The following is a 25,909-nucleotide window of genomic DNA, read 5'->3' as shown; positions in this document are numbered from 1 at the left end:
ACCGGGCACCGGCCCGACAGGCCAGCCCGAACAACCCCGGCTCCACCTCGGCCAGGATCCCCCGCCCGACCAGCTTCTTCAGCTTGCCACGCATGCCCTCGGTGTGGTTCGCCTCCGTGCTCAACCCCACCCCGACGCACACGTCCTTGCAGCGCAACGGCCCGGACGCCTCGGCGAACACGATCAGGATCCGCCGATACGGCTCGGAGGTCACCGTCGTGTCCCCGGCCGCCTCGGCGGCCAACAGCACCGGCACCAGTTCCGCCAACTGCGGCAGCACCGCCCCCTCCGTATCCAGCACCACCCCCGGCGGCACCGCCGGGCCGACCGGTGAGGACAACACCTCCTCCACCGTCTCCCGCGTGATCCGCAGTCGCACCAACTGCTCCTCGGCCGTAGCCAACTCCGCGGTCAACACCTCCAGCCGCGCCCGCACCTCGGCCGCGGACGCCCGGACCTCGTCTTCCCTGGCCTGCAAGGCAGCCATCAACGACGGCACAGATGCCACCCACCCTCGCTCAACGCCCGCCCACCACAGCCGGACTCGACACCACGAGGCTAGGAACCAGCAACCCCCGACCGAGACCTGAACCCTGACGAATCACCCCAACGACGCACCCTCACAAGATGTGCACCCAACTCCAAGAGGACAACGGGCCGAGAGGCAGTCACCGACTGAGTTCCGGCCGCACGAGGAGGAGAGTGCCGTGAGGAACACCAGAGCAGGCACCACCGTCCCGGTGGTGATCTTGGGTGGGGGACCGTGCGGACTCGCGTGCGCTCACGAACTCCAGCGCCTCGGTCACCGCGACTGGGTACTGCTGGAGGCCGCGCAGACGGTCGGGGGCTTAGGATCCTCGGTCGTCGACGAGGCCGGCTTCACCTGGGATCTCGGCGGTCACGTCGTGTTCTCCACAGTGAAGAGCTTCGACGCGTTACTGGACGAGCTGTTCGCGCCGTATGAGCTGCTGCGCCACGAGCGCTCCTCGTTCGTCCGGCACAGCGGACGGTGGGTTCCCTACCCCTTCCAGCAGCACCTGCACCACCTTCCCCGGGCGCAAGCCCAGAAGTGCCTGGACGATCTGGCCATGGCCCAGGCCCGCGGCCCTGCCTCTTCGGGAACGGACTTCGGCGTGTGGCTGGAGGCCACCTACGGTCCGGCCCTGGTGGAAGAGTTCTTCGCCCCGTACAACCACAAGGTATGGGCCACCGCCCTGAGCGAGATGTCCTCCTCGTGGATAGCGGAGCGGGTCGCGCCCGCCGACTCAAGTGCGCCGCGAAGGAGGGTGGCGTCGGGAACGACGTCAACGAGCCGGTGGGGCCCCAACGCACAGTTCGCCTTCCCGGCGTCGGGCGGCACCGGCGCGATCTGGGAGCGGCTGGCCTCCCGCCTGCGCGGCGATGTCCGGACGGGGCAGGCCGTCCTGCGTATCGATGAAGCGGCGAAGACCCTGCTGACCTCCGACGGCGCCGTTCTCTCCTACGGGAGTCTGGTGGCCACTGGCGCGCTCGATCAGCTCGTCGCGATGACGGCCGGGGCACCCGCGCAGGTACGCCAGGCCGCCACGGCCCTGAAACACACCACCGTGGCCATGGTGGGTCTCGGCTACGAGTCCCCGACCACCGACAGGCGTTCGTGGCTGTACTTTCCCGGCCGTGAGACGCCGTTCTACCGGGCGACGAACTTCTCTCGGTACGCGCCGGCCAATGTCCCTCACTCCGACCCCAGCCGGTACTCGGCCTGGATGACCGAGACGTCGCTGCCCGCCGGAACCCTCCTCGACGAGGCCGCCCTGGTCGAGGAGTGCGACACGGCTCTGCGGCGCTGCGGTCTGGTTCCCGACGGTGCCCGGCGAGTCAGCGGCCACCTGGAGCTGATCCCGTACGCCTACCCGGTCCCGACCACCGGCCGGGACACGACCCTCGCGCGCATCCAGCCCTGGCTGGAGAGCCACGGGATCTACTCGCGCGGACGTTTCGGCACCTGGCGCTACGAGATCGGCAACATGGACCACGCCGTCACCATGGGCCAGGACATCGCCCGGCGGCTCGTTCACGGCACCGCCGAGAGGATCTACACGTCTCCCCGCCCGGCTGCCCGGGAGGCGGTTCATGGGCGCTGAACTCTGCCTCGATGCCCATCCGGTCACGAGCTGGCTCCTGCTCGGCGCCGCGCCCGACAGCACACGCGCCGTGGACGAGCTCCTCGACCGGGGCGTCACGCACGTCCTGGACTGCCGGACCCCGCGCCCGATGCCGCCGCCCGCGGCCATCTGCCCCGGCCTGGTGTGGTGTTCGGCGCCCACCGAGGACGACGGCGCCTCGCGCGGCACCGACTGGTACGCCGCCTGCGTGGCCTTCGCCGAACGGGCGGCACGCGAGGAGAACGCCCGGCTGTACGTCCACTGCGCGGCCGGAGTGAACCGCTCCCCGGCCGCCGCGTACACGATTCTGCGCTCGCGCGGATGGACGGCGTCCGCCGCGCGGTCCCGCATCCTGGCCTGCCGTGTCCAAGCCCGCCCCCGCTACTTCGAGGACGCCGAACAGTGCCTGGCCGAACTGGGCCTCGTCGAACAGGAGAGAGCGTGATCCGCGCCAGCCGGCTGCTCGCCGCCGCCTACACCGCCAGGGCCCTGTACATGACGGCCTCCCTGGCCCTGTCCTACCGGTCCCTGCGCACCGAGGCCGACCGTGCCGAGGAGGAACTTCCCGAGGAGACGCCGGGCCTGACCGTGATCATTCCTGCGCTGCGGGAGCAGGCAGTGATGCCCCGCTCGCTGGAGCACTTCGCCGCTCTCGCCGCCCGGTGGCCCACGTTGCGCGTCCTGGTCGTCACCGCGACACGCGAAGCCTCCGAGACCCCCAGCGGCCGGCCAACCACCGAAGAGGTCTGTCAGCGCCTCGCTCACCAGCACAACACCACGCTCGGCAGGGAGGTCTTCACCGTCCTGTCCTACCCGGGGCAGGGCCGCCGGGCCTCCCAGCTCAACTACGCCGTGGCGGCGTTGGACAAGCTGTCCCCGCCCGCGGGCGACTACGTTGCGGTGTTCGACGCCGACGCGGTCCCCGATGCCCGGCTCGCCTCCCAGTTCGCCCGCGCCGCGCGCGGTCGGCCCGCGATGATCCAGCAGCCGATGCTGCCCGCCTTCCCCGGCAGCAGTCGCGGGCGGCGCTCGGCGGTGATGTCCGGCCAGGACCTTGCCGCGTTCCGCCGCACCCTGGGCATCGAGTACCGCCGTATCAAAGTGGCCCGCTGGTGTGGCCCCGGCCGGCGCCCGCGGCTGCTGGCCACGCTCGCGCGCCCGATGGTCTACGGGGTGGGCTCCGGGCTCATCGTGCGCCGCGACAAGATCGAGGACATCGGGTTCTTCCAGGAACCGCACGACGACCTCGCCGTCGGTCACCGCCTGAGCATGGCCGGCGAGCCGATCGCGGTCCTGCCGTCGGTCAACATCGTCGAGCCGTACCAGAGCGTGGGGGCGATGGCGCGCGCGTTCAGCAGCGTGGCCTTCGCGAACGCCGCGACCCGCCACGACTACCGCTTCGCCGCGACGCACCCCACCCGCCTGTCACCGGCCGGGCAGCGGCTGCTGGCGGCCCGGGCCCTGGCCGATGGTGCGGCCTGGGCGCTGGGACCGGCGGTGATGGGCGCCGCCGCTGCCCACCTGGTCATGAAGCGGCGGTTCAAACCCCTGGTAGCCGCCGCTCTGGCAGCGGGCCTCCTCGAGCCGGTCGTGGCCTACCGGCTGCGCGGACGCGTCCTCGACGACTTCCGTACGACCGGCCCTGCCGGCGGAACCTGGCGCCAGCCGCCCCCCGTCGCGGCCGTCGCCACCTACATGCTGCAGCCCGCGGTGACCGCGCTGGGTCCCTGGCTGCTGGGCGTGCGCGCGAGTGCCGCCCAACTGGCCGGTCGGGAACTGAGGTTCACCAAGACCGAGCACCTGGGCGAGATCGCCCCCGAAACTCGAGGAGGCACCGTTCATGGGTGATCTGGACATCGGCTGGGCCGTGCCCACCGCGTTCCCCGAAACCGGCTGGAGCCGTGCGTTAATCAACGAGCACCTCGCGCAGGCCCGGGGCGAGGTACCGGCGTGGGACGACCCCGAGCAGACCCGGCTCGGCTTCGCGATGGCCGCCCCGCATCCGGAGGCGGTACGTGTCCTGGGCGACTGGTCCGCGCTCAACACCAACAACGTCGGCACCCACACCCGCTTCGGGGAGGGCAAGGCGGGCACCAGGCGGCTGGAGAAGGAAGCCCTGGCCGTCCTCACCGGCCTCTATCGCGGCGGCGCCCTCGACGGACACCTCACCGGCGGCGCCAGCGAAGCGACCCTCTCCGCCCTGCGGATCGCCCGCAACCTGCTGCGCGCCGACGGCCACCAGGTCCGCGTGATCACCTCCGACCTGTGCCACGCCTCGGTCGGCAAGGCCGCCGAGATCCTCGACCTCGACCTGGTACGCCTGCCTGCCGGGCCCACCTGGACCCTGACCCGCGAGCAGGTCCGCCACGCAGCACAGGAGGCGATGGCGGCCGGGATCACCGGCATCATCGTGGTGGCCACCGCCGGCTACTACAACAGCGGCTTCGCCGACCCTGTCGACGAGATCGCCGCCGACCTGCGCGACCTCGCCTTCCAGTACCCCGGACAGGCGGGCTGCTTCCTGCACGTCGATGCCGCCCACGGCGGATTCGTCTTCCCCTTCACCGCACCCGATCTTCCCTTCGACTTCCGCAGCCCCGGCGTGCACTCCATGGCCGTCGATCCCCACAAGGCCGGTCTCATGCCGTACGCGTGCGGGGCCCTGCTCGTGCGCAAGGGACTGCTCGAACACGTCACCCGCATCGACCCGCACACCCGGGTCCCCGACGAGACCGTGCTGGGCTCCCGCCCCGGCGCCACCGCGGCAGCCCTGTGGGCCACGCTGCACACGCTGGGCCGTACCGGCTACACCGCCCTGACCACCCGCTGCCTCGAACACCGCGACCAGCTCACCGCCGCCATACGGGCCGCCGACCCCGACGCCCTGCTGGTGCCCGCCCCGCACGCGCCCGTCGTCTCCGCCGCCTTCAGCCATCCCGGCGGACGGCTGCTGCCGGAATTGTGCGACCGCTACCGGCTCGTCCCCCTCAGCCTCCCGGACCCGCATGGAGGCGGCGGGAGCCGTCTCTTCTACCACTTCTACGCCTCCGCCTCCCTGACAGGTGCGCAGATCACCGCGTTCGCCAGGCACCTGGCCGATGTCACAGCCCAAGCCCGCGCGACGGCTCTCGACTGCCGCGGCAGCGGGCGGAGCATCACCTCCGAGGTGGTCGCGGACACCCGCACCCACACCGACTGCTTCCGTCACTTCGTCGTCCACCCCGAAGGACGTCGTGACCCGCAGGTGCCGGGCTACTCCTTCCACACCTTCGCCCACCGGCGCGCCACCGGCGAGCAGATGCAGGACATCCGCTGGGGCGGGGCGCGGGCCGGTGGCGACCTGTGGGTCTACGCTCCCGATCTGAAGAATCCCTTCGCCAATGAGCTGATGGGCGTACGCACCGAGCGCTATTTCCTCGAAGTCCTCGACCTCCACCAGCAGCAGTTGTCCCTGGTCGGCGCGATCCACGCCACGATGCTGCTGCCGGGCTCCCTGCGTGTCCTGCTGAACTTCGAGGCGGACGGCACCTTCCGCTCCGCCGAGTACAAGGCCCTGGGCGAGACCGGAGCCGACGAGCTGCAGATCTTCCCCGACGCCATCACCGCCAAGATCGGCAAGGACGCGGCGGGATTCCTCCGCCCCCACAGCGACGACTACTCCTTCTCCATCGACACCTCGGCCGAGATCAGCGTGCGCCACACCGACGGCGCCACTCCGCCCGTCGTCCAGACCGCCCGTCACAACGCCGATGTGCTGCTGCCGCGCCGCCGACACCTTCGGCGCGAGCAGTTCCGGCGCTTCCCGAACCGGTTCTTCGACACCGAACTGGAAATCGAGGCCGGCCGCACCTGGACCGGCACCGCCTACCTGGCGGAACTCCTCGCCCCCACCAGCATCGGCACCGTACTGGCGGCACGCTCCGCGACCGCGGGACTGTGCACCGTGGACGGCCGGGTCAGCGACAGCGGCCTGCACCTGGCGCTCACCGCGCTGTCCAAGCCCAGGACCGATGCCGTCGAACTCGCCGCGCCCTTCGACCTCGGCCGCCGGCTGCACGGCGCACTGCCCCGCCTGGACGTTCGCGACCCGGACCAGCTCGGCGTCGAGCAGGTCATCGACTTCGCCGAGAACGTCCACGAGGTGTTCATGCGCGACGGACTGCCCGCCGGCCTCGTCATCGCGGGAGCCGGCCGATGACCACAGCCGCGCTCGACCGCACGGCCCTCAGCCGTCTCCTGCCCGGCGCCAAAACCCTCAGCGCCCGGCCCTTGCCCCAGGGCCGCTTCAACACCTGCTGGCACCTTGCCGACTCCGACCGCGCCTATCTCCTCAAGCTCAACGACCGTGAGGGCGAACCCCATCTGCGCCAGATGGCCGCGGCCATGAGCGACGCGAGGGCGAGCGGCGCCGCAGTCCCGCAGGTCCTGCGCGTGGGCACCGACCCTGACCTTGGCCCCTTCCTGCTCCAGGAATGGCTGGATGGCCGCACCTTCGCCGAAGCCCGCCAGGACAACGCCATCACGGCGGACCTGTGGCCGCGGCTCGGACACCAGATCGCCCTGCTGCACTCCACCCAGCCACCACATCCCCTCATGGCGACACCGGCCTCCCGTGCCCGCCAACTTTCCGACCTCCTGGACGGCCTGCGCCGACACCGGCTGATCCCCACCGCGCTCGCCGGGGCAGCCCGCAGGCGTGGGCTGCATCTGGCCGAAACACTCGGCGACCACGAATGCGTGAATACCCATCAGGACATCCACCCCGATAACATCCTCATCCGTCCCGGCGGCAAGATCGCCCTGCTCGACTTCGACCACGCCACCACAGCGGAATACGCCAGCGACTTCGTCAAACCCGACCGCTGGTGCCTGCCCTCCGCCCACGACCGGCAACAGATGCTGCACGCCTACTGGCAGCAACGCGGGGAAGGGGCCGACCCGTTGTTCGAGCAGCGCCTCGCCTTCCACCGCCTGGTCATCACCCTGTCGTACTTCCTGTACTGGCACGGCCGTGACCCCACTCAGCTCCCCGGGTGCACCGCGGCCCTGCGAACCGAACTGGAGCGAACATGACCGCCAACGACACCGCCACCACAGCCGTTCCGGCTCCCGCCCCGGTCACCGGGCCCGGTGTCCAGGTCGTCGCCGCACTGCTGCGCCGCGACGACCACATCGTCCTCGTCCAGGAACAGCGCGACGGAAAGGAGATGTGGTCCGTCCCCGGCGGCGGCGTCGAGCGCGGCGAACTCCTCACCGAGGCCCTGGTCCGCGAGGTCAAGGAAGAGACCGGCCTGAACCTGAGGGCGGTTGGCCCGCTGGCCTACCTGGTCAACACCACGACCGACAGGTACCCCTCCACCGTGGTGTTGACCTTCGACTGCACCGAGTGGGACGGCGAGATCGCGGTGCACGACCCGGACGGCAAAGTGACCGGCGCGGTCCTGCTGCCGCTGACCGAGGCCAAGGCCGTCCTGGCTCCTCTACCGCGACCCGACCCGAGATCGAACCCCTGCTGGACTACCTCGGCAGCCTCAGCGCCGGCCGCGTGTGGTCCTACCGGGACGACCTGCCCATCGAATGACCGCGCCCGGGACACCGGGAGCCGGGAGAGGACTATGACGCTCACCCACGACCTCGACTCGATCACGGCCACGCTCGACCCGCTCGGCGCCGACGCGGTGATGAGGGCCTTGCCCCAGGCCAACATCGCGGCCGACACCAGGTGGCTGCACACCCGAGCCGAGCGCCTCTCCCGGCACGCTGCCTCGATCCGTGACGTCGCCCCCGCCCGGGCGGCGTTACGGGACCTGGGCATGATCACCGCCTCCCTCGCCCGCCACACCTCCCGCCAGATCCCTCCGCCCGCCGTCGAAGCGGCCATGCTCCACCTGGGCGCCACAGCCGACGAGGTCCCCCGGGAAACCGTGTACTCCTACGCGACCCGCAACCCCCGTGGTCTCCGAAGGCGCTCCTTCACCGACACCCCGGGCGAGCACGTCTTCATCGACGAGGTCACCGACGCCAGCCACGCCCTCGACGACGCGATCCGGCACTGCGCCGGCATGCCCGAGGCGGCCAACCAGGAAGCGGTCGATTCTCTCGCCGCGACCGTCCACGAGCGACTGCGAGCCTTCGCCGCGCATCTGCTGACGGTCAAACGCACGCTGACACCGGAGTACTTCACCGGTCTCCTGCGTCCGTACTACCCGCCTCTGGACATCGACGGGACCACCTACTACGCGCCGGGCGGCGCCCAGATGCCACTGCTCGTCCTCGACGTGATGATCCTCAGCCAGGCCGCCACCGGTAACCTCGCCGCCTGGTACGAGCAGTACCTCACCGACAACGTCCTCTACCTGCCGCCGCACCACCGTGCCATGGCTGACGCAGCTCGCCGGACTCCGGGTCTTGCCCGCCTCGCCCGCCACCGCCGGCACCTGCGACCGGCCGTCGCCCTGCTCATCGATGACCTGCTGCGCTTCCGCCTGCCCCACCGCCAGCTCGCCCGGGACAACATGGCCGTCCGCGCCGGCGGATCCCTCGGCAGCGGCGGCTACACCACCAGCGCCCTCGACCGCCTGCTCGACGTCACCGATAGCGCCCGCGCCCTTCTCAGCCCCGGGAGTCCCGTATGAGCGCCTCCATCGACAGCGACTTTCCGCCCTTCCCGCTCGGCGCCCCGCGCTCCCCGCTGGCACTCGACCCCTGGACCAGCAAGGCGCCGCAGCCGGTTGCGGATCACGTACGCCTGGACTACCCCAGCCGCATCAACGCCATGGCCCTGGACTCCAGCAAGATCGTTCCCAGCCAGGGCGCCTACCTCGCGGGCGAACTCCTCTTCGCCTGCGACCTCATGCGCCGCGTCGAGGTCGAGATCGTCGGCGACGGGCCCGCCGTCCAGACCACCCCCGACTGCGACCACCCGGTCCTTGCCCGGCACGCCGCGCTGCTGATGCGCACGGCGCTCGGCACTCGAGAGCGGCTGCGGGTACGGGTGAGCGCCCCGGTTCTGCCCGCGCACCTCGGACTCGGCTCGAGCAGCGGGCAGATCGCCGCCGTGGCCGCGGCCGTCAACGAGCTCTACGGACATCCCGTCCCCGCCCGCCGGCTCGTCAAGTTCCTGGCCCTCAACCACGGGGAGGAGATCGACCACGACGACGGTCACCTCCTGCCGGTCCAGTGTCTGGGCGGCTCCGCGACGGCCGGGCTCATACCCGGCGCGGTCCAGGTAATCGCCGGCGCGCACGTGCCGCTGCTGCAGGCAGCCCTGCCCGAGGACATGCGCATCGTGCTCGGCATGCCCCACGACCCGGTGATCTGGGACGCCCGCGACAGCCTCGCCGCCGAGGCCCGCCACTTCGACGCCTTCACCACCACCGGCCGCACGTACGGCCCCGAGATCGCCTACCGGCTCCTGCACGACGCCTGGCCCGCCCTGCTCGACGGGGACCTCGGTCCGCTCGGCAGCCTGCTGTTCGACTACCGCTTCCGGATGGGGAGCCTCGCCAACTGCGCCTTCTCCCACCCCGAGTTGCTGGCCACCGGCGAGAAGGTCGAACACATCTTCACCGAGCACCTCGCCGAGGTCCTCACCCTTTCCTCCGTCGGTCCCACCTTCGCCGCCCTCACCCGCACGCCCGAACAGTGCGAGCAGGCGTTCGCCGACGCGGGTCTGCGGACCGTGCGCTGCCGGCCGTGGAACAGCGGCTACACCCTCCACGGCCAGGAGGAACGGTGACCCACACTGGACCAGCACCCACCGGCACCTACTGGAACGACCGCGCCACGGTCGCCGCTTTCGCCGAGTTGCCCACGCCGCCCTACCTCGCGGATCTGCTCACCGCCCCGGTGCCCGACGCCGCCCTCGCGCTCGACGCGGGCTGCGGTGCGGGCCGAAACGTGCCCGCCCTGGCTGCTGCGGGCTACCGGGTGCTCGCGATCGACCTGCACCCCGGCATGCTGAACCAGGCCCGCCGCCACGCCGGACCCCGGACCGCCTTCGTCGAAGCCGACGTCACCCGCCTCCCTCTGGACGACCGGAGGGTGTCCCTCGTCGTGTGCCACGGCGTCCTGCACAACCTCCACCACCGTGACGCTCTCGCGACGGCGCTGCGCGAGCTGCACCGGGTCCTTCTCCCTGGCGGAACGCTGTCGCTGAACCTCTTCACCGCCCGTCACCTCGACCCGTGCCTCACTCCCCTCGGCGACGACCGGTACGCGCTGCCGAACGGCCAGCACATGACGCTCCTTTCCCCCGAGGACCTGCTCGGCTTCATCCATGCCGCAGGACTCGTCCCGAGTGGGGAAGCCGTGCAGTACCTCAGCCCGGGAGACCCGGGGCAGCGCTCGGTATGGCGCGCGATCCTCACCCGGCCGTAGCCCATTCCGAAGGGACTCACTCGTGCTTCTTGTCGCGGCCACCACCGATTCGCCGGCCGACCCCGGCGTCGCCTACGCCCATCTCAGCGTCCCCGTGTCCGGCCCCGCTCTCGTCCTTGACGGGCCGACCCTGCGCCGTCAGCTGTGGCACGGACCCAGCGGCGGCCGGCCGAAGGAGGCCGCCCTCGGGGTGGTCCGCGTCCCCTTATGGGCCTGCCATGTCGACGAATCCACCAGTGAGGCCGTCTTCTTCGTCACCGTGGGATGGCGTCCAGACGCCGCCGTCCTGGCAGCCTTCCACCACACCACCATGTCCGCCGACGTGTCCGGAGATCTCACGGCGTGGGCCTGCCTCATCGCAGATGAGCGTGCTGCGGTGAACTTCCCGCTGCCCCGCCCCGGGCAGCGCTCCGGACACGGCCCGGAGGCCGAGGAGAAGATCACCCTCACCGTCCCGGCCAACCCCGCCGCAGTCGCCCGTCTGCTGCGCGATCACCTGCCCGCTACCGGTGTGCCGGTCAGCGGCCCCACCATCCACCGGCGGGTCCTGCGCTCGGACATCTATCTGCCGCCCGGTACCGGACGGCGCGAATACGCCGCCCTCACACCCCGTTCCGACGGAACATGGTGGGCCAAGGCCAAAGTCCTCAAGGGCGGCCGGCTCCACAAAATCATCCGCCCCGCCGCCACCCGTGAGGAAGCCCTGGCCCAGGTGGCAGAAGTCCTCGGCCACCCACGCCTCCTTCATGCCGGCTTGCTCCAGCGCGCCACATGGGACCTGCCCTCGCCCGCCGACACGGACGGCCACTGGTCCACCGTCACCGTCGACACCACCACCCTCGCTCCGCACCCCGGCACCCTGCAGCAGGTCGAGATCGAGTACGGGGCCTGCTTCACCGCCACCCCAGGTACCGCGACCGCCTCCCAGATCCGGCAGTCCGTGGCCCAGACCGCCGACACCGTCGCCTCCGTCCTGACGGCTCACCACATCCCGCACGCCCGCAACGGCCAGAGCAAGATCGAACACTTCCTCGCAGCCGGAGATGCCGATGCCCGCCGCTGATCAGGTCATATCCATGCTCGACGCCTTCCTCCACGGCGACACCCATGCGGCCTCCCTCGACGCGTGGTGCACCGAGAAGATCACCGTCCAGCTCAGCGGTCTCACGATCGAGGTGCTCGCATCTACCAGCACCGCAACGACCTACGTACAGCGCCTGTTCACGCCGCCCAGCAACCTGTGGAACGTCGTGCGCCCCGACGCCGCAGCCACCGGCGTCACCGCGACGATGCGCTGTCTCGCCCTGCCCCGCGCTCACGTCTCGGCCCTTGCCGAGCGTGTCCGTTCACGGGGCACCGGAGCACCACGCCCTGCACTGATGCACGTCGGTGCCCCGGCAACATGGCACCAGATGCCCGGCGGCCCGGTACTCCTGACCGATCCCGATGCCGGGATCGCGCCGCAGCTCATCGTCCGCCACCCCGGCAGCTTCACCGTCATCACCTGCGACGACACCGACGCCACGATGAACGCCGCCCGGCACCTGCGAGAGATCGGCTACCGGCGGGCCGAGGACGACGGCTGGGTGTGCCTGCACGCCTCGGCCGCCACCATGGACGGCCGAGGCATCCTGGTCGTCGGCGACTCCGGCGCCGGCAAGTCCACGCTCGCGCTGGCCGCGACCGCGAAGGGCGCCTTCCTTTCCAACGACCGCACCATGATTGACGCTTGCTCAGGCGTGGCCCCGCAGGCTGTCGCCATGCCCGGCCCGATCCGGCTCAACGGCGGCACCCTGCAAGCACTCGGATACGCGAGCGCCGAGCAGTGGGACCTCACGCGCCCCCAGTCCACGATGAACACCGACTGGCAGAACTTCCGCGGCTCCAACAAACTGCACATCCTCCCCTCCGAATGGCATGAGCGCACCGGCACCCCACTGGCAATGTCCGCAACCGTGGATCTCGTCGTCTTCCCGCAGGTCATCCAGGGCTCCCAGGAGCTACACCTGCAGGCGATGCACCCCGAGTCGGCCCGGGAGCTGCTGGGCGCTCAGTGCATGTCGCCGGGCGACAACATCTACGTCAGCGACTGGCTCGGCATCCGGACGACCAGCCCCGACGACCTGGCGCGCAACGGAGCCCGCGTTGTCGGCGCCCTCGCCGACCGACCGGCTGTCAGCCTGCGCTTTGGCACCCGCGCCCCGTACGCCGCCGTCACCGAGACCGTGCGCGCGGCCTTCAGCAGCCCCGCTTCACACCGATGAGCGCCACAGTGATTCCCCCGAGCAACCGGCTTCTCCGCCTGCCCGGCGCCGTGGCCAAGGTCTACCGCGAACCCTGGCGCGCGCACACCGAGAAGGCAGCCCTGCAGAGGCTTTCCCAGGCCGACATACGAGCCCCGTCCGTACTTGCGGGCGGTTCTGCCCGGGGCCGCCGACTGCTGATCCTGCGACGTCTGCACGGAACGGCGCCAGGCAGCGGTGAGGAGGCGCTGCGGCGAGTCATCCCCTACCTACATCGCGTCCACCACATCACCGGCCCCGGCTTCGGTCGTCTCTTCGACCCGGTGGCCGCAAGCTGGGGAGACTACCTGCGCGAGCGGCTCGCCTCATATCAAGCCGAACTCGCCCGCCACGGATTCCACGAAGCCGCCGCCACAGCCGAGGCACTGGCGAGCGCGCCCCCGCCCGAACCGGACGCGCCTCGTCTCCTGCACAACGACCCGGAACCCGGCAACTTCCTGTTCGGGCCAGCCGGTACCGCGGGCCTCGACTGGGAGCTGGCGATCTACGGGCATCCGAGCCTCGACTACGCCCGGGCCGCTCATGCCTTCGCCGTCCACCCGGTCCAGCTGAGCCGACTCCTCACCGACCACGGCATCCCGCACTCAGAAGAGACCTTGGCCGCCTACCGCTCCGTTCACCTGCTCGGACGTCTCATGTCAGCGATCACCGCCACCCCGCCCGACCACGTAGCTGCCCAGCGCCACGCACGAGACCTGATCACAAAAACCACCTGACGACGCGACAGCGAGGCCCCCATGCAGGCACGTCACCCCCACATCGGCCCCCCGGCCGACCACCACTCGTCCACCTCACCACACGAACGCGACCCGCTCGGCGCCGCTTCACCACCCGACGCCAGCTGCCCGACACCCGGCACCTGCGACCACGGGAATCCTCCGGACCCGGACCGCTACGACGCGGTGCTCTTCGACTGGGACGGAACGCTCGGCAACAGCCATCCCCTCAACTTCCGAGGCCTCTCCCGCGCCTGCGCCAGCTGGGGTCTCACGCTCAACGAGTCGTTCTACACGTCCAGGATCGGGACCTCCGGTGCAGAGCTGATCAGCGAACTGGCAGCCGCCACGGGGACCCACGTGCCGATCGACGAGGTTGTCGCCCAGTGCCTCGACCTGATCCTCGACGAGATCACCGAACTGCAGACATACCAGCCGGTGGTCCAGCTTGCCGAGACCCTGCACGGCCACCTTCCCCTGGCAATCGCCTCGGGCGGTGCACGCCGAGCCGTCCACGCCGGCCTCGACGCCACCGGCCTACGCCCTCTGTTCACCCACGTCATCACCGGTGAAGACGCCCCCCGGGGCAAACCGGACCCCGGGCTGTTCCTCCTCACCGCGGCCCGCCTCGCCGTCGCACCCGCCCGCTGCCTGGTCTACGAAGACTCGACCGAAGGCGTACAGGCAGCCAAGGCCGCAGGCATGGACGTCGTGGACGTTCGGTGTTTCCGAACATAACCCAGCCGAGCCCCCAAGGAGTGCACCGACGGCACTCGAACGCGCAGAACCGGCACGAGCCTCTTCACATGCAGAAGGATCCGTGCCTGTAGCGGCGTCGTCGACATCCGCAGACATCGCTGCCCGCGTAGTGTGACGCGGGTGATGGTGGGCACCGAAGGCACCGGCCCGTCGACGGCGGTGCCACCCACGTGAGACCCGAGGAACCGCGGGTCCTGGAGTCCTGGGACGGCTTCGCGTACGTGCCCGAAGGCACCGCGCCGAACCTCGCGGCGGCCGCGTCGGTGAGGTTCCGGTCCCGGTCGAGGGTTGTCACTCCCTGGTCGCCGCAGATCTGGCAGGCCACGGCGGCGGTCACCCCTGCTCCCGTCCCGACGTCCAGTACCCGCAGGCCCGGGCGCAGATCCAGTTCCTCCAGCAGGTCGGCGGTCAGGCTCGTCACCGTCGACATCGACGTGATCGACGCCCCCGCTCGCATCCCTCGCGCCCGGCCCAGCAGCGGCTCCCCGTCGTGCTGGACGAGCACACTGGCCCCGCTGTACAACAGCCCGAGTAACTCGGGGCGGTCCTGCGGCGCCGACCAGTCCAGCAGATCCCACCGAGATGCGGCGCAGCCACCTCCACGACAGCCTCGACGAGGCCCGCGAGGCAGCTGAAGAGACCGCCCAGACGGCCCGGTTCAACACGGCGCACGCGCTCCTGAACGACCGGCTGCGTATGCTGCAGGCCGCCCGGCCGACGACCGAGGCGGATGCCGAGCCGGACTGGTACGCGCAGGCGGCCGCTGAGGTCCGTGCCCTGATCTGCCCCGCGCTGCCGGAGCGCGCCATGTCCGTACGACGTCCTTCGGCCTTGCCAGGCTCGATTGCGCATGGGAGCGGGGCGGGGGTGGGGGTGTGAACCGTCCCGCCGTACGGGCCATCTCGCACCGGCCTGTTCGGCGGCCGTCGTTGACCAAATGGGTGCAAGGGCTGCCGGGTCTGTCGGGGCGTGCGCGCCGGCTGCTGCTGGAGGGCGACACCGAGGGCCGGTACGCGGGCAGGACGGCCGCCGATTCCGGCTACCGGCTGACCGATGGCCCTGGCGGTCGCGGTCTCCCAGCCCGGCCGGGAGTGGACCCTCGCGCAGTGGCGGGAGGCCCTGGTGCTGCGCCCGACGGCGGGCGGCGCCTGGGCGCGGTCGCTGCGCTCGCGCAAGGGGGAGCGGTACGCCGAGGGCAAGCTCGCCGGGATGCTCGACAAGGCGCGCGTTCGTGGGCACGTCGGGCGCGATCGGGTGCCGGGCTCAGAGGGTGGATGGCCTTCGACGCCGACCTCCACGCGGCCACCCAGCGCTACCAGCTCCTCGCGATCCGCCTCGCCCGAGCCGCCGACGACACCACCACGGTCGCCAACGTCTTAGGCATGCTGGCCTACCAGCACGCCGCGACCGGCAAGCCCGCCGCCGCCCTGCGCTACGCCGAAGCCGCCGTCGACCACACCGCCCGCAGCAGCCCCGTCGTCCGCGCCCGCGCCTGGGGCCGCATGGCCACCGCCCACGCCGCCGCCGGCGACATCAGCGCCTTCCGCGACGCCACCGACCGCTGCCGGACCCTCCTGGAACACCGCCGCGACGACGACCCGCCCTCCCTGTACTACTTCACCCCCGAACAGGTCTCCGCCAAGGCCGGCCACGCCCTCGTCGAACTCGCCGCCACCAACCCCGCCCACACCAGGCGCCTGCTCGCCGAGGCGACCACGCTCCTATCCCCCCTCACCGACCACGGCCCCACCAGCGGATTCCCCCGCTCCGCCCCCCTGCACGGCATCCACCTCGCGCACGCCCACCTCCTCGCCCGCGACCCCGAAGCCACCGCAGCCACCCTCCTGCAACTCGCCGACCGGGTACCCGACGTGCAGTCCATCCGCTGCCGCAACCTCCTGCGCCGGATCCGCCGTTCAGCCGGCGTCCGCATGCGCGCACCGGACGGCGCCCGTGCGCTCACCGCCGTCGACAGGGCACTATCGGCTTCATGACCTCCGTGCCCACCGCCCCCGAAGCTCCGGCCGCGATACGCCTGACGCCCTCCACGGCCGCCGCGCCCTACGACCACCCGGACGCCCGCCGCCTGACCCAGGCCCTTCGCGCCGAACAGCTCGGCCTGTACGGCTTCGCCGACGACCCGGACACCACCCCCGAGGCAGACTTTGACCCGCCCGTCGGCCTGTTCCTGATCGCCCACGTCGGCGAAGAGGCAGTCGGGTGCGGAGGAGTACGCCTTCTCGACGAGCACACCGCGGAGATCAAACGGATGTACGTCTCCGGTGACGCCCGCGGCCACGGAATCGGCCGGTACCTCCTCGAACATCTCGAACGGCACGCTGCCAGCCGTGGCGCAACGCAGATCGTGCTGGAGACCGGACGGCGCAACACCGCCGCCCTCACTCTCTACCGCCGGGTCGGTTACCTGCCTTGCCCCTCCTACGTCGCCGGACGCGATCCCCAAGTCAACCGGGCCATGACCAAGCCCCTCAGCAGCTCACCGTGACCGCTGGAGGACCGCCCCGCCCGGCGCCGGCCTCCTGCCGAGGAGGGTGAAGTACTCCGTCGCGATGATCGACTCCCGTTTCGCTGCGGGAAGCCGGGAGAGGATTCCGGGAAGGGGCCGCTCCCGCGCGGCTTCGCTGCGGTGCGCCAGGATCGCGGCTAGCTTCCGGTCCGTGTAGTCGCTCACGTCGACCGTCTCGGTGACGTGTCCGTCCGGCACGCTGAGCACCTTCTTGCCGACCCGCGTCAAATGCGCGCCCAGTTCGCCCACCCCCGAGTGCGGATGTGTCGCGGCGTACAGCGCGTCGGGCTGCCACGGTTCCCCGGCCTGCGGGTAGAGGTGTTCCAGGCCGGCGGCGTGGAAGGCCAGCAGGGTCGCCTGGTGGGTGCGAAGGTGGTCCGGGTGGCCGGTGAGCTGGCCGTAGGCGTCGTGAGTGACGACGAGCTGTGGCCGTACGGCGCGGATGTGTTCGACGATCAGCCCCGCCACCTCCTCCAGCGGGGCGTCGCAGAGCCGGGGCCGTCCGGGCGCGGAGTCGGGGATGCGGGCGTCGACGAATCCCAGCATGCGCGGCCTGCCCGCCCCCAGGATGTCCAGGGCGTCGGCGAGTTCACCGGCCCGGTGGCTATCGGGCGCCCAGGTGGCGGTGACCACGGCGGTCGCGGCGCCCGCGGCGGCGTGCTGCGCGAGGACGCCGCCGGCCAGGAGGGACTCGTCGTCCGGATGGCCGAAGACGCCCAGCAGGGACGGCCGGGATGCAGAAGACGATGGAGGCACGGGTAAGGCCCTCTCTGTCGAACGCGGTCGCGGGCGGCCGGGCTACCGGCCGGGGGAGGCGTACGCCTGGAAGTGGGCGGGCGGGTGGTCGAGCGGGAGGGCGGGGTTCCAGGCGGTCAGGCACTGGGCGCTGGGCACGAACAGCGGCTGGGGCAGCGCGTCGAGGGGCCAGAACCGCCAGGAGCCGATGGCCTCCTCTCGTTGCTGAGGAATGCCGGACCAGCGGGTGATCAGGACGGGCACCGTCAGCCGTACGACGTCGCCCACCCGGTCCAGGAGCGTGCCCAGCACCTGAACGTCGTCGGGCTCGGCCACGAGGCCGGCCTCCTCGCAGAGCTCGCGGACGGCGGCCTCGGCGAACGTCTCGCCCGGCTCGACGGTCCCGCCGGCGAGCTCCCAGGTACGGCGCCGGTGTCGGCCGAGCAGGACGCCGTCCGGGCCGTACACGATCACACCGACCCCGAGCGCGGTGTTCGGCGGCGGAGGTGCGCTGGTGCGGGGACGGCTCGGCACGCGTTTCGGACGGCGGGCCGTGTACAGCCGGTAGGAGACCGCGTTGTCCGCCGTGGGTGAGCAGATCGGCGTGACCGATTCCAGGGTGAGGCCGTGCTGGACCAGGAGGTCTTCCCACAGCTGCACGCTGAGGACCCACATGTTCACGGGGTGGTCCTGGGTCGTGCCGGGCAAGCGCAGGATCTCGGGCCGCGGGGTCACCTCGTTCGAGGGCCCGGCACCGTCCGAGTTGGTGTGCAGCGCGGAGAAGACCAGGCGTCCGCCCGGTTTGATGCCGTTGGCCAGGGCGGGCAGGAGCCGGCCTGGGTCCAGGTACGGCACGGAGCCGACGGAGTAGATCAGGTCGTACGGGCCGGCAGCGCGCAGGTGGTCCACCGCGTCGGCGCACACCAGGTGCAGGCCGGGGTGGTCCGGGTAGCGGGTGAGGGCGCGCTGGTGCTGGGCGGGTGAGGCGTCGACGGCGGTGACCTTGGCGCCCAGGGCGGCCAGGTGCGCGGCGTGCCGGCCGAGGCCGCTGCCGAGGTCGAGGACACGAAGTCCCGCCACCTCGCCGAGGGCGTTGATGCCTGGGCCGGTCTCCGGGATTCCCCAGTCCCACCTCTCCAGCTCGGGCGGCTGACGTCCTCTGGTGATCTGGTGGGCGCCGTAGGTGTTCCAGATTTCGACGGTGTCCTTCTCGGTGGTCACCGAGTCCTCCATCGGCAAGGGGTGAGCGGGGGGTCAGGGGCGCAGGGCGTAGCAGCGGAGCACATCGAGGTCGGCGCTCTGGACGGCGGACCAGCCGGAGGTGAGGGTCTCGGCCTCGGCGGGGCTGATCCCGAGACCTCGGCGGGGATCGGTGTCCTCGCGGCGTCCGGCGATCTCGGTGACCACCCAGAACGTCCCGCCGGGGACAAGGAGGTGGCGGACGCGGTGGAGGAAGGCCGTCTTGTCCGCCATCCACCGGTAGACCAGGCGGCAGGTGATGACCGCGTACGCGGGCTCCGGCAGTGCCGTGAGGTCGCTGGTGGTGATGTCTGCGCACCGCCACGCCGGACCGGGGGCGGGGCCTTCGTCGTGGGCGGCGGCGAGTGCGACGGCGCTGGGGGAGATGTCGATGCCGGTGGTGCGGTATCCGAGCTCGTGGTGGAGGCGGCGGGCCAGGGCGCCGTCGCCGCAGCCGATGTCGAGGGCCGGGCGTCCGCGGCCGGGGCCGAGGTGTTCGTCCATCAGCCGGTTCTCGGGGCCGTCGAGTTGCCGGTAGCGACGACCGCCTGCCCAGAGCGGTTCCCAGTACGCGGCGGTCGAGGTCGTCGTCATCAGGCTCCTTCACGGGCGGGCGGCACGGCGGTCCGCGCGGGCGGGACGGGCATGTCCCGCAGGGCGCGGACAGGGGAGACGAGCAGGAGGATCACGGGGACGATTTGGAGGACCGCCCCGACGGTGAGGGTGCCGCGGACGCCGAGGAAGAGGACCAGGGCGCCGGCGGCCGCGGCGGCCAGGGGCCGGGCCCCGGCGGTCACCGTGGTGCTCGCGGCCTGCATGCGGCCCTGGAAGCGCGGCTCGCACAGGATCTGCCGGAGCGACCTCTGGCTCGTCCCGGAGGCTGTGACCCAGAACAGCTGAACGGCCAGCGTCCCGGCGAGCGCGATCTGCCACCGGAGTCCGGGTCCGGCGAGCAGCAGGGGGATCTGGGCCAGCGGGCTGACCGCGAACCCGATGATGATCGTCGGTCCGATGCCGATCCGTGAGGCGATGCGCGGGGCGAGGAGCGCCCCGGCCAGGCTGCCCGCGCCGCCGACCCCCATGATCACGCCGAACGCCGTCGGGGACACGTGCAGCTCGGCGAGGAGGTAGTACGCCCAGTACGTGTTCATGACCGCCAGGCCGAAGCTGAGCGTGGACAGGGCCGCGATCACCGTGCGGATCGTGGGCTGCCCGGCCACGTAGCGCAGACCTTCCCCGATGTCCCGCGCGAGGGTCCGGCGGCCCTCGGTCGGCGGGGCGACCGGCTCGGGGGTGCGGATGCGCCACACGAGCAGCGCGGAGACGAGGTAGGAGAGGACGTCGGCGAGGACGGAGCGGGCGGCACCGACGGCGCCGACCAGCGCGGCGCCCGCGTTGCTGCCCGCACTGTCGGCCACCGACGAGGCCGCGCCGAGCCGGGAGTTCGCGCGCTGCAGCAGGTGAGGTTCGACGAGGAAGGGCAGGTAGCTGATGGCGGCCGCGTCGTGCACGATCTTGGTGATGCCCAGGACGACGGCGACCGCGTACAGCTGGCCGATGCCGAGCACCCCGGCGAAGGCGGCGGCCGGGATGGTCGCCAGGCCCGCGGCGGCTGTGAGGTCCGCGGCGATCATCTGGGGGCGCTTGGCGTAGCGGTCCGAGAGCGCGCCGGCCGGGAGCGCCACGACGGCGTTGGGCAGTTGGCCGAGGAAGGCGAGCGCGGCGATCTGGGTGGTGGAGGCGTGGAGTTCCAGTACGGCCAGGGTGGGAAGGGCGACGGTGCTGACCGCGGATCCGGACAGGCTCGCGCACTCGCTGGCGACCAAGCGGCGCAGATCCGGGGAGGTGACCGTCGCGGTCCTGGCCGTCTGGGTGGAGGTCGTCACCCGGCCTCACCGCCCAGCAGTTCCGGGGCGATCACGTTGGCGTAGAGCCAGCCGGTGGCGAAGCGGGTGAGGACCGCGTGGGTGAAGGGGTGGCAGTCGGGCGGCGGCGTGGCCGGGTCGACCCACACCAGCTCGGTGTGCGTGCCCGGCTCGCGGTTGTACGGGGTGCCCTCCCACTCCCGCACCGTGAAAGCGGCGCCGATCACCCGCTCACCGTCCGCCGCGTGGAAGTGGAGCAGCTGGCACAGCCGCAGGCGGTCCGGGCTGATGCGGATGCCGACTTCCTCGGCGAGCTCGCGCACCGCTCCCTCGTCGAGGAACTCGCCCTCCTCGAGGCGCCCTCCGACGACCGTGAGCATCCCGGGGGAGTGCCACGACGTCGCCTGGTGCCGGACGGTCAGGACCCGGCCGTCGCCAGGACGCTGGAGCAGGACCATGACGTTCCCGATGCTCCGGTGTACGGCGCTCACGGCCGGCCCTCCCTCATGAGCCGGTCCAGGGTCCGCCGGCCCCGGGCCGTGACCTCGGCGTCGCCGTTGTCCGGGCCCCAGGCCAGGCAGTTGACCGCATCGAGCGCGGTCAGGCAGCGCAGCGCGTGCCGTTCGGCGTCGGACAGCTCCCGTCCGTAGGAGTGGAGGAACGCTTTCTCGCGGTCCGGATGGTCGGCCCACTGGGTGGTGGCGAGGATGACGAGGTCCTGGACGCGGGCGGCCGGCCGGGACCGTTCGAAGTCGATGAGGGCGAGCCCGCGCGTGGACCACATCCAGTTCCGCGGCTGGTTGTCGCCATGGATGCAGCCGACGGGCACCGGGCCGGTGCGGTGAAGGCGGGCAGCGTGGTCGCGGATCAGCTGCTGCTCGTCCTGGTTGAGCCGGTCCCCGGCGCGCGCTAGGTGCTTCTCCGCTCCGTCAGCGGCGGCGGGCAACGAGGCTTCGGCCTCCACCCGGTCGCCGCGATCGAGTGGCCCTGCCTCGTGGAGCCGGGCGCAGAGTGTTCCGGCCTGCTGGTGCACGGTCCGCAACTCGGCGGCGTCCAAGCCGAGTTCCTTCGCCGGGGCGCCGGGGACCGCGGTGAGCAGCAGGGCCAGGTCCTGGGCGCGGCTGTCGACGAGGTGGGGTGCCCGGGTGTGTCCGAGGGCGGGGACGACGTGGCGGTAGGCCCGGCTCTCACGGGTGAAGAACTTCTCGCTGGGGGAGACCTTCAGGTAGTGGTGCACCCCGCGTTCGCCCTCCAGGTCCCACACCCGGGAGCGGTCCCAGTCGTGCGAGGCGTCACGGACGGACACGACGGGGCCGATCCGTTGTTCCGCCCAGCGCTGCAGTGCCGCGGGCAGCGGCTTCGTTGGGCTCATCGGGCAGACCTCGCGCCCGTGCGCGGGTCGGCAGAGCGGCAGGGCACGTCGCCATCAGATTCGGTGAGATCGGGGAACACGGTTCCTCCCGGGGGTGTCGGTCGGCTTGGTCGTCGGGTGCCGGATGGGCCGACCGGGCCGGTGGGTCGGCCGACCCCGGCCGTTGGCGGACGGCCGGAGTCGGTTCAGGACTGCGGGCGGGGGATCAGGTCGGATCGGGCGCGCCGCCGGTGCGCTGCTCCAGTTCCCACAGGGTCCGGAAGAGCCCGGGTTCGCGGGTGAGCTGCGCGTACGTGCCTTCCTGGACCAGGCGGCTCTGGTCGAGCACGACGATCCGGTCGGCCACGGCGACGTTGGCGAGCCGGTGCGTGATCAGAAGGATGGCGCGGTCCTTGGCCAGGTCCCGCAGGCCGGTGAACACGTGGTGCTCAGCTCGGGCGTCGAGCGCGGCCGTGGGCTCATCCATCACCAGCAGACTCGCCTTCCGGTGAAATGCCCTGGTCAGGATGACGCGTTGCCACTGCCCGCCGGACAGCTGGTGGCCGCCGAACCATTCGGAGGTCAGAAGGGTGTCGAGGCCGGAACGGAGGGCGGGCAGCATGTCCGCGGCTCCGGACGCCTCGCAGGCCGCCATGAGCGCGGCGTCGCTGGTGTCGCCCTGTCCCAGGGTGACGTTGTCGCGCAGCGTCAGTGGCAGGTAGGTGAACCGCTGCGGTGCTACCGCTACGTGCTTCCACGCCTCCCACGGATCCATCCGCGCGGTGGTCGTATGGTCCCAGGCCACTTCCCCGGAGGTCGGCAGCAGCAGCCCGCAGATCAGCCGGGACAGCGTCGTCTTCCCCGACCCGTTCTCCCCGACCAGCGCCACGATCTCCCCGCGCCGTACCTTCAGCGACACACCGGCCAGGCTGTCCTTCTCCGCACCGTCGTACCGGTAGGTGACGTCGCGGACCTCGAACCGCTCTGGCGGCGCCTGCAGTATCTCGGAGCCACGCGAGGCCACCATCGCCTGCCCGTGCGCGTTGTCGATGAAGTTCTGCCAGTCCTGCACGTACCAGCCTGTGCGCACCAGCCGGGCTCCGCCGTTGATGATGCCGCGTACGGAGCCGGTCGCCGTCTGCAGGGCGAAGACCGCGCCACCGCCGGCCGCCAGGTCCATCCGGCCGGAGACCAGGAGCCACAGCAGGGTCGCCCAGACCGCCGCCGAGGCGACTCCGCCGGCCGCCGCGCCGGCCAGGCCCATCCAGGCCCCGGTGTTCGCGGCCTCGCGCTCGGAGACGTTGACGGAGGCGGCCAGGCGCCGGTAGCGGCCGAGGAGGAACGGGCCGGCCAGGCAGGCTCGCATCTCCTCGCTGGACTCCATGTAGGACATGTGCCAGCGCAGCTTGTGCAGCATCCGCCGGCGCCCCGACGTCTCCAGGCCCGCGAGGTACACCACGCGGGCTGCGCGCACGTACGCGGCGGCCTGCGGCAGGCACGCCAGGAGAAGCAGAGGCAGGAGAATCGGGTGGATCACGGTGAGGACGGTCGCGCCGGCGGCGAGGGTCGCCGTGGCGGCCAGCACGTCCTGGGCTTCTTCCACGAGGTCGGGAGTGACCTGGGCGCCGCGGTCGGCGATGTCGTACTGGTCGTTGTACCCCGGCTTGTTGTTCGCCGCGGCCTCGGCGCCGAGAGCCGCCTCGACCATGCTGACTTCCGCGGCACGGGCGAGGACCGGCCGCAGACGCCCGGTCAGCCAGGTCACCGTGACTCCCAGCAGGGCGCGCAGCCCGGCAGCCACCGCGATGACGGCCAGCTGTGGAGCCGCCTCCCGCAGCCGCTCGGTGATGTCGCCGGAGGCGATCAGCGCGGTGAGGGTCCCGGTCACGGCGAACAGGCCCAGTGCGGCCAGCACGCCGGTGCCGATCTGGCACGCGAGCAGTCCGGCCGTTGCGCCCCGGTCAACCTGCCACGCCATCCGCAGCGACCGACGCACCAGCACGGGCAGGCGCCGCGCCATCGTGGTCGTGGTCATCTGCGCGCCGGCTTGGAGCCGGGACTCGTCCCGGTACTGGAACTCCTCCTCCTGCGCCGCGCCCCCGCTGTCCGGTGGAGTCCCCTCCGCTTCGTCCGCGCTCGGCTGTGCGGCTGTGCTACCCGAGGTCAAGTCGATCCCCCTGTCGGTCGTCACGGCTGGTTCGCGAGGCTCAACGACGCAGCCCTGATATCGAACACACGTTTTTCGGTCGGCCCTGAAGCCCCGGGATAGAGGGTTCGAGGAATCGTGGAAGCTGCACCGACCCAGCTCCCGCAACGGCACTGCCACCAACGGCTGTTGGCCGAATCGCCGAGGTTCCCAGGCGCCGTACGCCAAAGGGCGCGTTGGTGCGTATGGGGCCCGGCGGACTTGTAGAGTGCGGGACTTCCGGTACGCCACGACCCCTGTGGAGCTGACTGTGCACGTGCTTGGCGGCCGCCCTCGAACGGCCGGTCTCGGCGGAACCCCTCCTCAGGCCGAAAGGAGGGCGATGACCTGTGGCGATCACTGACTCCGACATCGCGAACGTGCTGGCCGCCTACCTTGAGCGCTACCCGCAGGAGGCCGGACAGCTGGCCGAGCCGCTTCGCTTGTTGGCCGAAGGCCAGGAGTTCGCCTCGCGGCGGACCTTCCCCATGCACGTCACCGCCGGCGCGTTGCTGGTCCGGGACGGCGCCGAGGTCCTCCTGATCGAACACCTCGCGTACGGGATCACCTTGCAGCCAGGCGGTCATCTTGAGCCGACCGATACGACGCTGGTCGGTGCGGCAATCAGGGAGTTGTCGGAGGAGACCGGCATCGACCCCGCGCAGATCGTCCCCGTCTCGATGCACCCCGCCTATGTCGAGTTCGGCCAGGTGCCGGCCAGGCCCGCGAAGGACGAGCCGGTCCACTACCACCTGGACATCGGCTACGCCTTCGCGACGGCCGACGCCGAGGTCGGACGTATCCAGGAGTCCGAGGTGACCGGCGCCGCCTGGTACCCACTCGATGTGGCGGAGCGCCTCGTCGGACCCCGGATCGCGCGGGCGGTCACCACATCGACCGGAATCAGGTAACCCCTGCGCCACCGGAAGCTCTCGCGGCGGCCAGCTAACGGGCAGGGAACATCTCGTTGTAGAAGGCACTGGGGTGGGCGCGATCGGCGTCACGCCTCCTCCGGGAGCTCGGCGACGATCACGAGCCAACTCGTCACCGTGACGTCGTCGGTGGCCTCGGCGAGGATCGCCATCCTCTGCTCGTAGCCGCCTGACCTCCAGCACCCACCGGGAACGAGACCATGAAGACCTGCGACAACACCTCGGTCGGCATCGTCATCACCGATCACCGGAGCCGCTACCTGATGTTCGACCGCGCCACCTTCCCGCCCGGCACGGCACCTGCCGCCGGCCACATCGACGACCACGGGACCGCCGAGGACGCGGGCCGCGCCGAGGTCGAGGAAGAACTCGGCCTCACCGTTACCGGCCTCACCCACGTCACCGGCGCCTGGCGGGACAACCCATGCCGCCGCCTTCCCGGCGCACGCGGCACCGGCCACGACTGGACCGTCTACCAGGCCACCGTCACCGGCGACCTCACCCCGAGTGCCCGCGAGACGAAGAACGTCCGCTGGATCGCTCCCGACGCTCTCCAGGAGTTGGCAGACCGGACGGTCGCCTACGCCCAGGGACGCATCACAGACGCCGAGTTCGAGGCCGCGCCCGGCATTGAGCCGGTGTGGATGCAGTGGCTCGCCAACATCGGGGCGATCCACATCAGCCCCGACGACCTGCTTCGGGTGGACCAACTCACCAGATGATCGCCGCCCCGCTCTCCTGACCGCGGCCGCCGCCCGGTTCCACCCCGGGCTC

At 71.4% G+C, this 25,909-nt stretch carries 25 protein-coding genes and 2 pseudogenes; 18 read left to right on the top strand and 9 right to left on the bottom strand.

Going from position 1 to position 25,909, the window contains the following annotated elements; genetic code table 11:
* Nucleotides 1–487: hypothetical protein (locus TU30_RS25080; protein WP_158719359.1), on the bottom strand; the 487-nt coding region annotated here is incomplete at its 3' end.
* 220 nt (nucleotides 488–707) lie between these two features.
* Here TU30_RS25080 and TU30_RS25075 point away from each other — a divergent pair.
* From TU30_RS25075 to TU30_RS37625, 13 genes and pseudogenes are all read left to right on the top strand, one after another.
* Nucleotides 708–2,123, top strand: coding sequence for an NAD(P)/FAD-dependent oxidoreductase (locus TU30_RS25075; protein WP_199816896.1), 1,416 nt, complete (start codon nucleotides 708–710; stop codon nucleotides 2,121–2,123).
* Entirely contained in the window at nucleotides 2,113–2,589 is a 477-nt protein-coding gene (locus TU30_RS25070) for a dual specificity protein phosphatase (RefSeq protein ID WP_042173841.1), read from the top strand. Before TU30_RS25075 ends, TU30_RS25070 begins: the two co-directional genes overlap by 11 nt.
* A complete protein-coding gene (locus tag TU30_RS25065; protein WP_042173839.1) occupies nucleotides 2,586–3,992 on the top strand; it encodes a glycosyltransferase family 2 protein in 1,407 nt (468 codons plus the stop codon). The genes TU30_RS25070 and TU30_RS25065 overlap by 4 nt, the downstream gene beginning before the upstream one ends.
* Nucleotides 3,985–6,342: a pyridoxal-dependent decarboxylase gene (locus TU30_RS25060; protein WP_042173836.1), complete on the top strand. Its 2,358-nt coding sequence runs from the start codon at nucleotides 3,985–3,987 to the stop codon at nucleotides 6,340–6,342. Before TU30_RS25065 ends, TU30_RS25060 begins: the two co-directional genes overlap by 8 nt.
* Nucleotides 6,339–7,217 (top strand): phosphotransferase family protein, encoded by an 879-nt coding sequence (locus TU30_RS25055; protein WP_042173833.1) that lies wholly within the window; start codon nucleotides 6,339–6,341, stop codon nucleotides 7,215–7,217. Before TU30_RS25060 ends, TU30_RS25055 begins: the two co-directional genes overlap by 4 nt.
* Complete coding sequence (locus TU30_RS25045) at nucleotides 7,214–8,779, top strand: monodechloroaminopyrrolnitrin synthase PrnB family protein (protein ID WP_199816895.1); 1,566 nt, start codon at nucleotides 7,214–7,216, stop codon at nucleotides 8,777–8,779. The genes TU30_RS25055 and TU30_RS25045 overlap by 4 nt, the downstream gene beginning before the upstream one ends.
* The gene (locus tag TU30_RS35625; protein ID WP_042173829.1) at nucleotides 8,776–9,882 is read left to right on the top strand and encodes a hypothetical protein; all 1,107 of its coding nucleotides are present in this window, start codon (nucleotides 8,776–8,778) and stop codon (nucleotides 9,880–9,882) included. The genes TU30_RS25045 and TU30_RS35625 overlap by 4 nt, the downstream gene beginning before the upstream one ends.
* Complete coding sequence (locus TU30_RS36145; protein WP_052479905.1) at nucleotides 9,879–10,523, top strand: class I SAM-dependent methyltransferase; 645 nt, start codon at nucleotides 9,879–9,881, stop codon at nucleotides 10,521–10,523. Before TU30_RS35625 ends, TU30_RS36145 begins: the two co-directional genes overlap by 4 nt.
* A gap of 22 nt (nucleotides 10,524–10,545) precedes the next feature.
* Nucleotides 10,546–11,586 (top strand): hypothetical protein, encoded by a 1,041-nt coding sequence (locus TU30_RS25030; RefSeq protein WP_042173827.1) that lies wholly within the window; start codon nucleotides 10,546–10,548, stop codon nucleotides 11,584–11,586.
* Complete coding sequence (locus TU30_RS25025) at nucleotides 11,573–12,787, top strand: hypothetical protein (protein ID WP_042173825.1); 1,215 nt, start codon at nucleotides 11,573–11,575, stop codon at nucleotides 12,785–12,787. Before TU30_RS25030 ends, TU30_RS25025 begins: the two co-directional genes overlap by 14 nt.
* Nucleotides 12,784–13,542: a phosphotransferase gene (locus TU30_RS25020; RefSeq protein ID WP_078878497.1), complete on the top strand. Its 759-nt coding sequence runs from the start codon at nucleotides 12,784–12,786 to the stop codon at nucleotides 13,540–13,542. The genes TU30_RS25025 and TU30_RS25020 overlap by 4 nt, the downstream gene beginning before the upstream one ends.
* 21 nt (nucleotides 13,543–13,563) lie before the next feature.
* A complete protein-coding gene (locus TU30_RS25015; RefSeq protein ID WP_078878496.1) occupies nucleotides 13,564–14,280 on the top strand; it encodes an HAD family phosphatase in 717 nt (238 codons plus the stop codon).
* 191 nt (nucleotides 14,281–14,471) lie between these two features.
* Nucleotides 14,472–14,537 (top strand): annotated as a pseudogene (locus TU30_RS37625) (hypothetical protein); the annotation flags it as partial.
* 68 nt (nucleotides 14,538–14,605) lie between these two features.
* On the opposite strand, the pseudogene TU30_RS37620 reads toward TU30_RS37625, so the two are convergent.
* Nucleotides 14,606–14,731 (bottom strand): annotated as a pseudogene (locus TU30_RS37620) (protein-L-isoaspartate O-methyltransferase); the annotation flags it as partial.
* Between the two features lie 152 nt (nucleotides 14,732–14,883).
* Here TU30_RS37620 and TU30_RS25005 point away from each other — a divergent pair.
* The 3 genes from TU30_RS25005 (at nucleotide 14,884) to TU30_RS24995 (ending at nucleotide 16,807) form a co-directional block, all read left to right on the top strand.
* Nucleotides 14,884–15,180, top strand: a complete 297-nt coding sequence (locus tag TU30_RS25005) for a hypothetical protein (protein WP_042173819.1) — start codon at nucleotides 14,884–14,886, stop codon at nucleotides 15,178–15,180.
* 395 nt (nucleotides 15,181–15,575) lie between these two features.
* Nucleotides 15,576–16,295 (top strand): hypothetical protein, encoded by a 720-nt coding sequence (locus TU30_RS25000; protein ID WP_234307983.1) that lies wholly within the window; start codon nucleotides 15,576–15,578, stop codon nucleotides 16,293–16,295.
* Complete coding sequence (locus tag TU30_RS24995) at nucleotides 16,292–16,807, top strand: GNAT family N-acetyltransferase (protein ID WP_078878501.1); 516 nt, start codon at nucleotides 16,292–16,294, stop codon at nucleotides 16,805–16,807. Before TU30_RS25000 ends, TU30_RS24995 begins: the two co-directional genes overlap by 4 nt.
* Here the strand turns inward: TU30_RS24995 and TU30_RS24990 are convergent.
* The 7 genes from TU30_RS24990 to TU30_RS24960 form a co-directional block, all read right to left on the bottom strand.
* Nucleotides 16,799–17,584, bottom strand: a complete 786-nt coding sequence (locus TU30_RS24990; protein ID WP_078878495.1) for a PIG-L deacetylase family protein — start codon at nucleotides 17,582–17,584, stop codon at nucleotides 16,799–16,801. The genes TU30_RS24995 and TU30_RS24990 overlap by 9 nt on opposite strands.
* A gap of 42 nt (nucleotides 17,585–17,626) precedes the next feature.
* Nucleotides 17,627–18,784 (bottom strand): bifunctional class I SAM-dependent methyltransferase/NUDIX hydrolase, encoded by a 1,158-nt coding sequence (locus tag TU30_RS24985; protein ID WP_234307982.1) that lies wholly within the window; start codon nucleotides 18,782–18,784, stop codon nucleotides 17,627–17,629.
* Between the two features lie 33 nt (nucleotides 18,785–18,817).
* Nucleotides 18,818–19,396 carry a bifunctional 2-polyprenyl-6-hydroxyphenol methylase/3-demethylubiquinol 3-O-methyltransferase UbiG gene (locus TU30_RS24980; RefSeq protein WP_042173814.1) on the bottom strand — a complete coding sequence of 193 codons (579 nt, stop codon included), beginning with the start codon at nucleotides 19,394–19,396 and terminating at the stop codon, nucleotides 18,818–18,820.
* The gene (locus TU30_RS24975; RefSeq protein ID WP_042173812.1) at nucleotides 19,396–20,688 is read right to left on the bottom strand and encodes an MFS transporter; all 1,293 of its coding nucleotides are present in this window, start codon (nucleotides 20,686–20,688) and stop codon (nucleotides 19,396–19,398) included. The genes TU30_RS24980 and TU30_RS24975 overlap by 1 nt, the downstream gene beginning before the upstream one ends.
* Nucleotides 20,685–21,158, bottom strand: coding sequence for an NUDIX domain-containing protein (locus TU30_RS24970; protein ID WP_234307981.1), 474 nt, complete (start codon nucleotides 21,156–21,158; stop codon nucleotides 20,685–20,687). Before TU30_RS24970 ends, TU30_RS24975 begins: the two co-directional genes overlap by 4 nt.
* The gene (locus TU30_RS24965; protein WP_042173810.1) at nucleotides 21,155–22,039 is read right to left on the bottom strand and encodes a phosphotransferase; all 885 of its coding nucleotides are present in this window, start codon (nucleotides 22,037–22,039) and stop codon (nucleotides 21,155–21,157) included. Before TU30_RS24965 ends, TU30_RS24970 begins: the two co-directional genes overlap by 4 nt.
* Nucleotides 22,040–22,244: 205 nt before the next feature.
* Nucleotides 22,245–24,185 (bottom strand): ABC transporter ATP-binding protein, encoded by a 1,941-nt coding sequence (locus TU30_RS24960; RefSeq protein ID WP_042173887.1) that lies wholly within the window; start codon nucleotides 24,183–24,185, stop codon nucleotides 22,245–22,247.
* 368 nt (nucleotides 24,186–24,553) lie between these two features.
* Between TU30_RS24960 and TU30_RS24955 the strand changes: the two genes are divergently transcribed.
* Both TU30_RS24955 and TU30_RS24950 read left to right on the top strand, forming a co-directional pair.
* Complete coding sequence (locus tag TU30_RS24955; protein WP_042173809.1) at nucleotides 24,554–25,114, top strand: NUDIX hydrolase; 561 nt, start codon at nucleotides 24,554–24,556, stop codon at nucleotides 25,112–25,114.
* A gap of 221 nt (nucleotides 25,115–25,335) precedes the next feature.
* Nucleotides 25,336–25,857, top strand: a complete 522-nt coding sequence (locus TU30_RS24950; protein ID WP_042173807.1) for an NUDIX hydrolase — start codon at nucleotides 25,336–25,338, stop codon at nucleotides 25,855–25,857.
* The last annotated feature ends 52 nt before the right edge of the window (nucleotides 25,858–25,909 follow it).

Source organism: Streptomyces sp. NBRC 110035 (genome assembly GCF_000829695.1).
Classification (GTDB): domain Bacteria; phylum Actinomycetota; class Actinomycetes; order Streptomycetales; family Streptomycetaceae; genus Streptomyces.
The sequence above is the reverse complement of the archived record's forward strand: the minus strand, read 5'-3'. Positions and strand labels throughout refer to the sequence as shown.

Excerpts from the sequence above, each read along its gene's own strand:
- TU30_RS25070 (WP_042173841.1), top strand. The coding sequence starts at position 2,113 with ATGGGCGCTGAACTCTGCCTCGATGCCCATCCGGTCACGAGCTGGCTC.
- TU30_RS25060 (WP_042173836.1), top strand. The coding sequence starts at position 3,985 with ATGGGTGATCTGGACATCGGCTGGGCCGTGCCCACCGCGTTCCCCGAA.
- TU30_RS25055 (WP_042173833.1), top strand. The coding sequence starts at position 6,339 with ATGACCACAGCCGCGCTCGACCGCACGGCCCTCAGCCGTCTCCTGCCC.
- TU30_RS25045 (WP_199816895.1), top strand. The coding sequence starts at position 7,214 with ATGACCGCCAACGACACCGCCACCACAGCCGTTCCGGCTCCCGCCCCG.
- TU30_RS35625 (WP_042173829.1), top strand. The coding sequence starts at position 8,776 with ATGAGCGCCTCCATCGACAGCGACTTTCCGCCCTTCCCGCTCGGCGCC.
- TU30_RS25025 (WP_042173825.1), top strand. The coding sequence starts at position 11,573 with ATGCCCGCCGCTGATCAGGTCATATCCATGCTCGACGCCTTCCTCCAC.
- TU30_RS25020 (WP_078878497.1), top strand. The coding sequence starts at position 12,784 with ATGAGCGCCACAGTGATTCCCCCGAGCAACCGGCTTCTCCGCCTGCCC.
- TU30_RS25015 (WP_078878496.1), top strand. The coding sequence starts at position 13,564 with ATGCAGGCACGTCACCCCCACATCGGCCCCCCGGCCGACCACCACTCG.
- TU30_RS25005 (WP_042173819.1), top strand. The coding sequence starts at position 14,884 with ATGCGGCGCAGCCACCTCCACGACAGCCTCGACGAGGCCCGCGAGGCA.
- TU30_RS25000 (WP_234307983.1), top strand. The coding sequence starts at position 15,576 with ATGGCCTTCGACGCCGACCTCCACGCGGCCACCCAGCGCTACCAGCTC.
- TU30_RS24995 (WP_078878501.1), top strand. The coding sequence starts at position 16,292 with ATGACCTCCGTGCCCACCGCCCCCGAAGCTCCGGCCGCGATACGCCTG.
- TU30_RS24980 (WP_042173814.1), bottom strand. The coding sequence starts at position 19,396 with ATGACGACGACCTCGACCGCCGCGTACTGGGAACCGCTCTGGGCAGGC.
- TU30_RS24965 (WP_042173810.1), bottom strand. The coding sequence starts at position 22,039 with ATGAGCCCAACGAAGCCGCTGCCCGCGGCACTGCAGCGCTGGGCGGAA.
- TU30_RS24950 (WP_042173807.1), top strand. The coding sequence starts at position 25,336 with ATGAAGACCTGCGACAACACCTCGGTCGGCATCGTCATCACCGATCAC.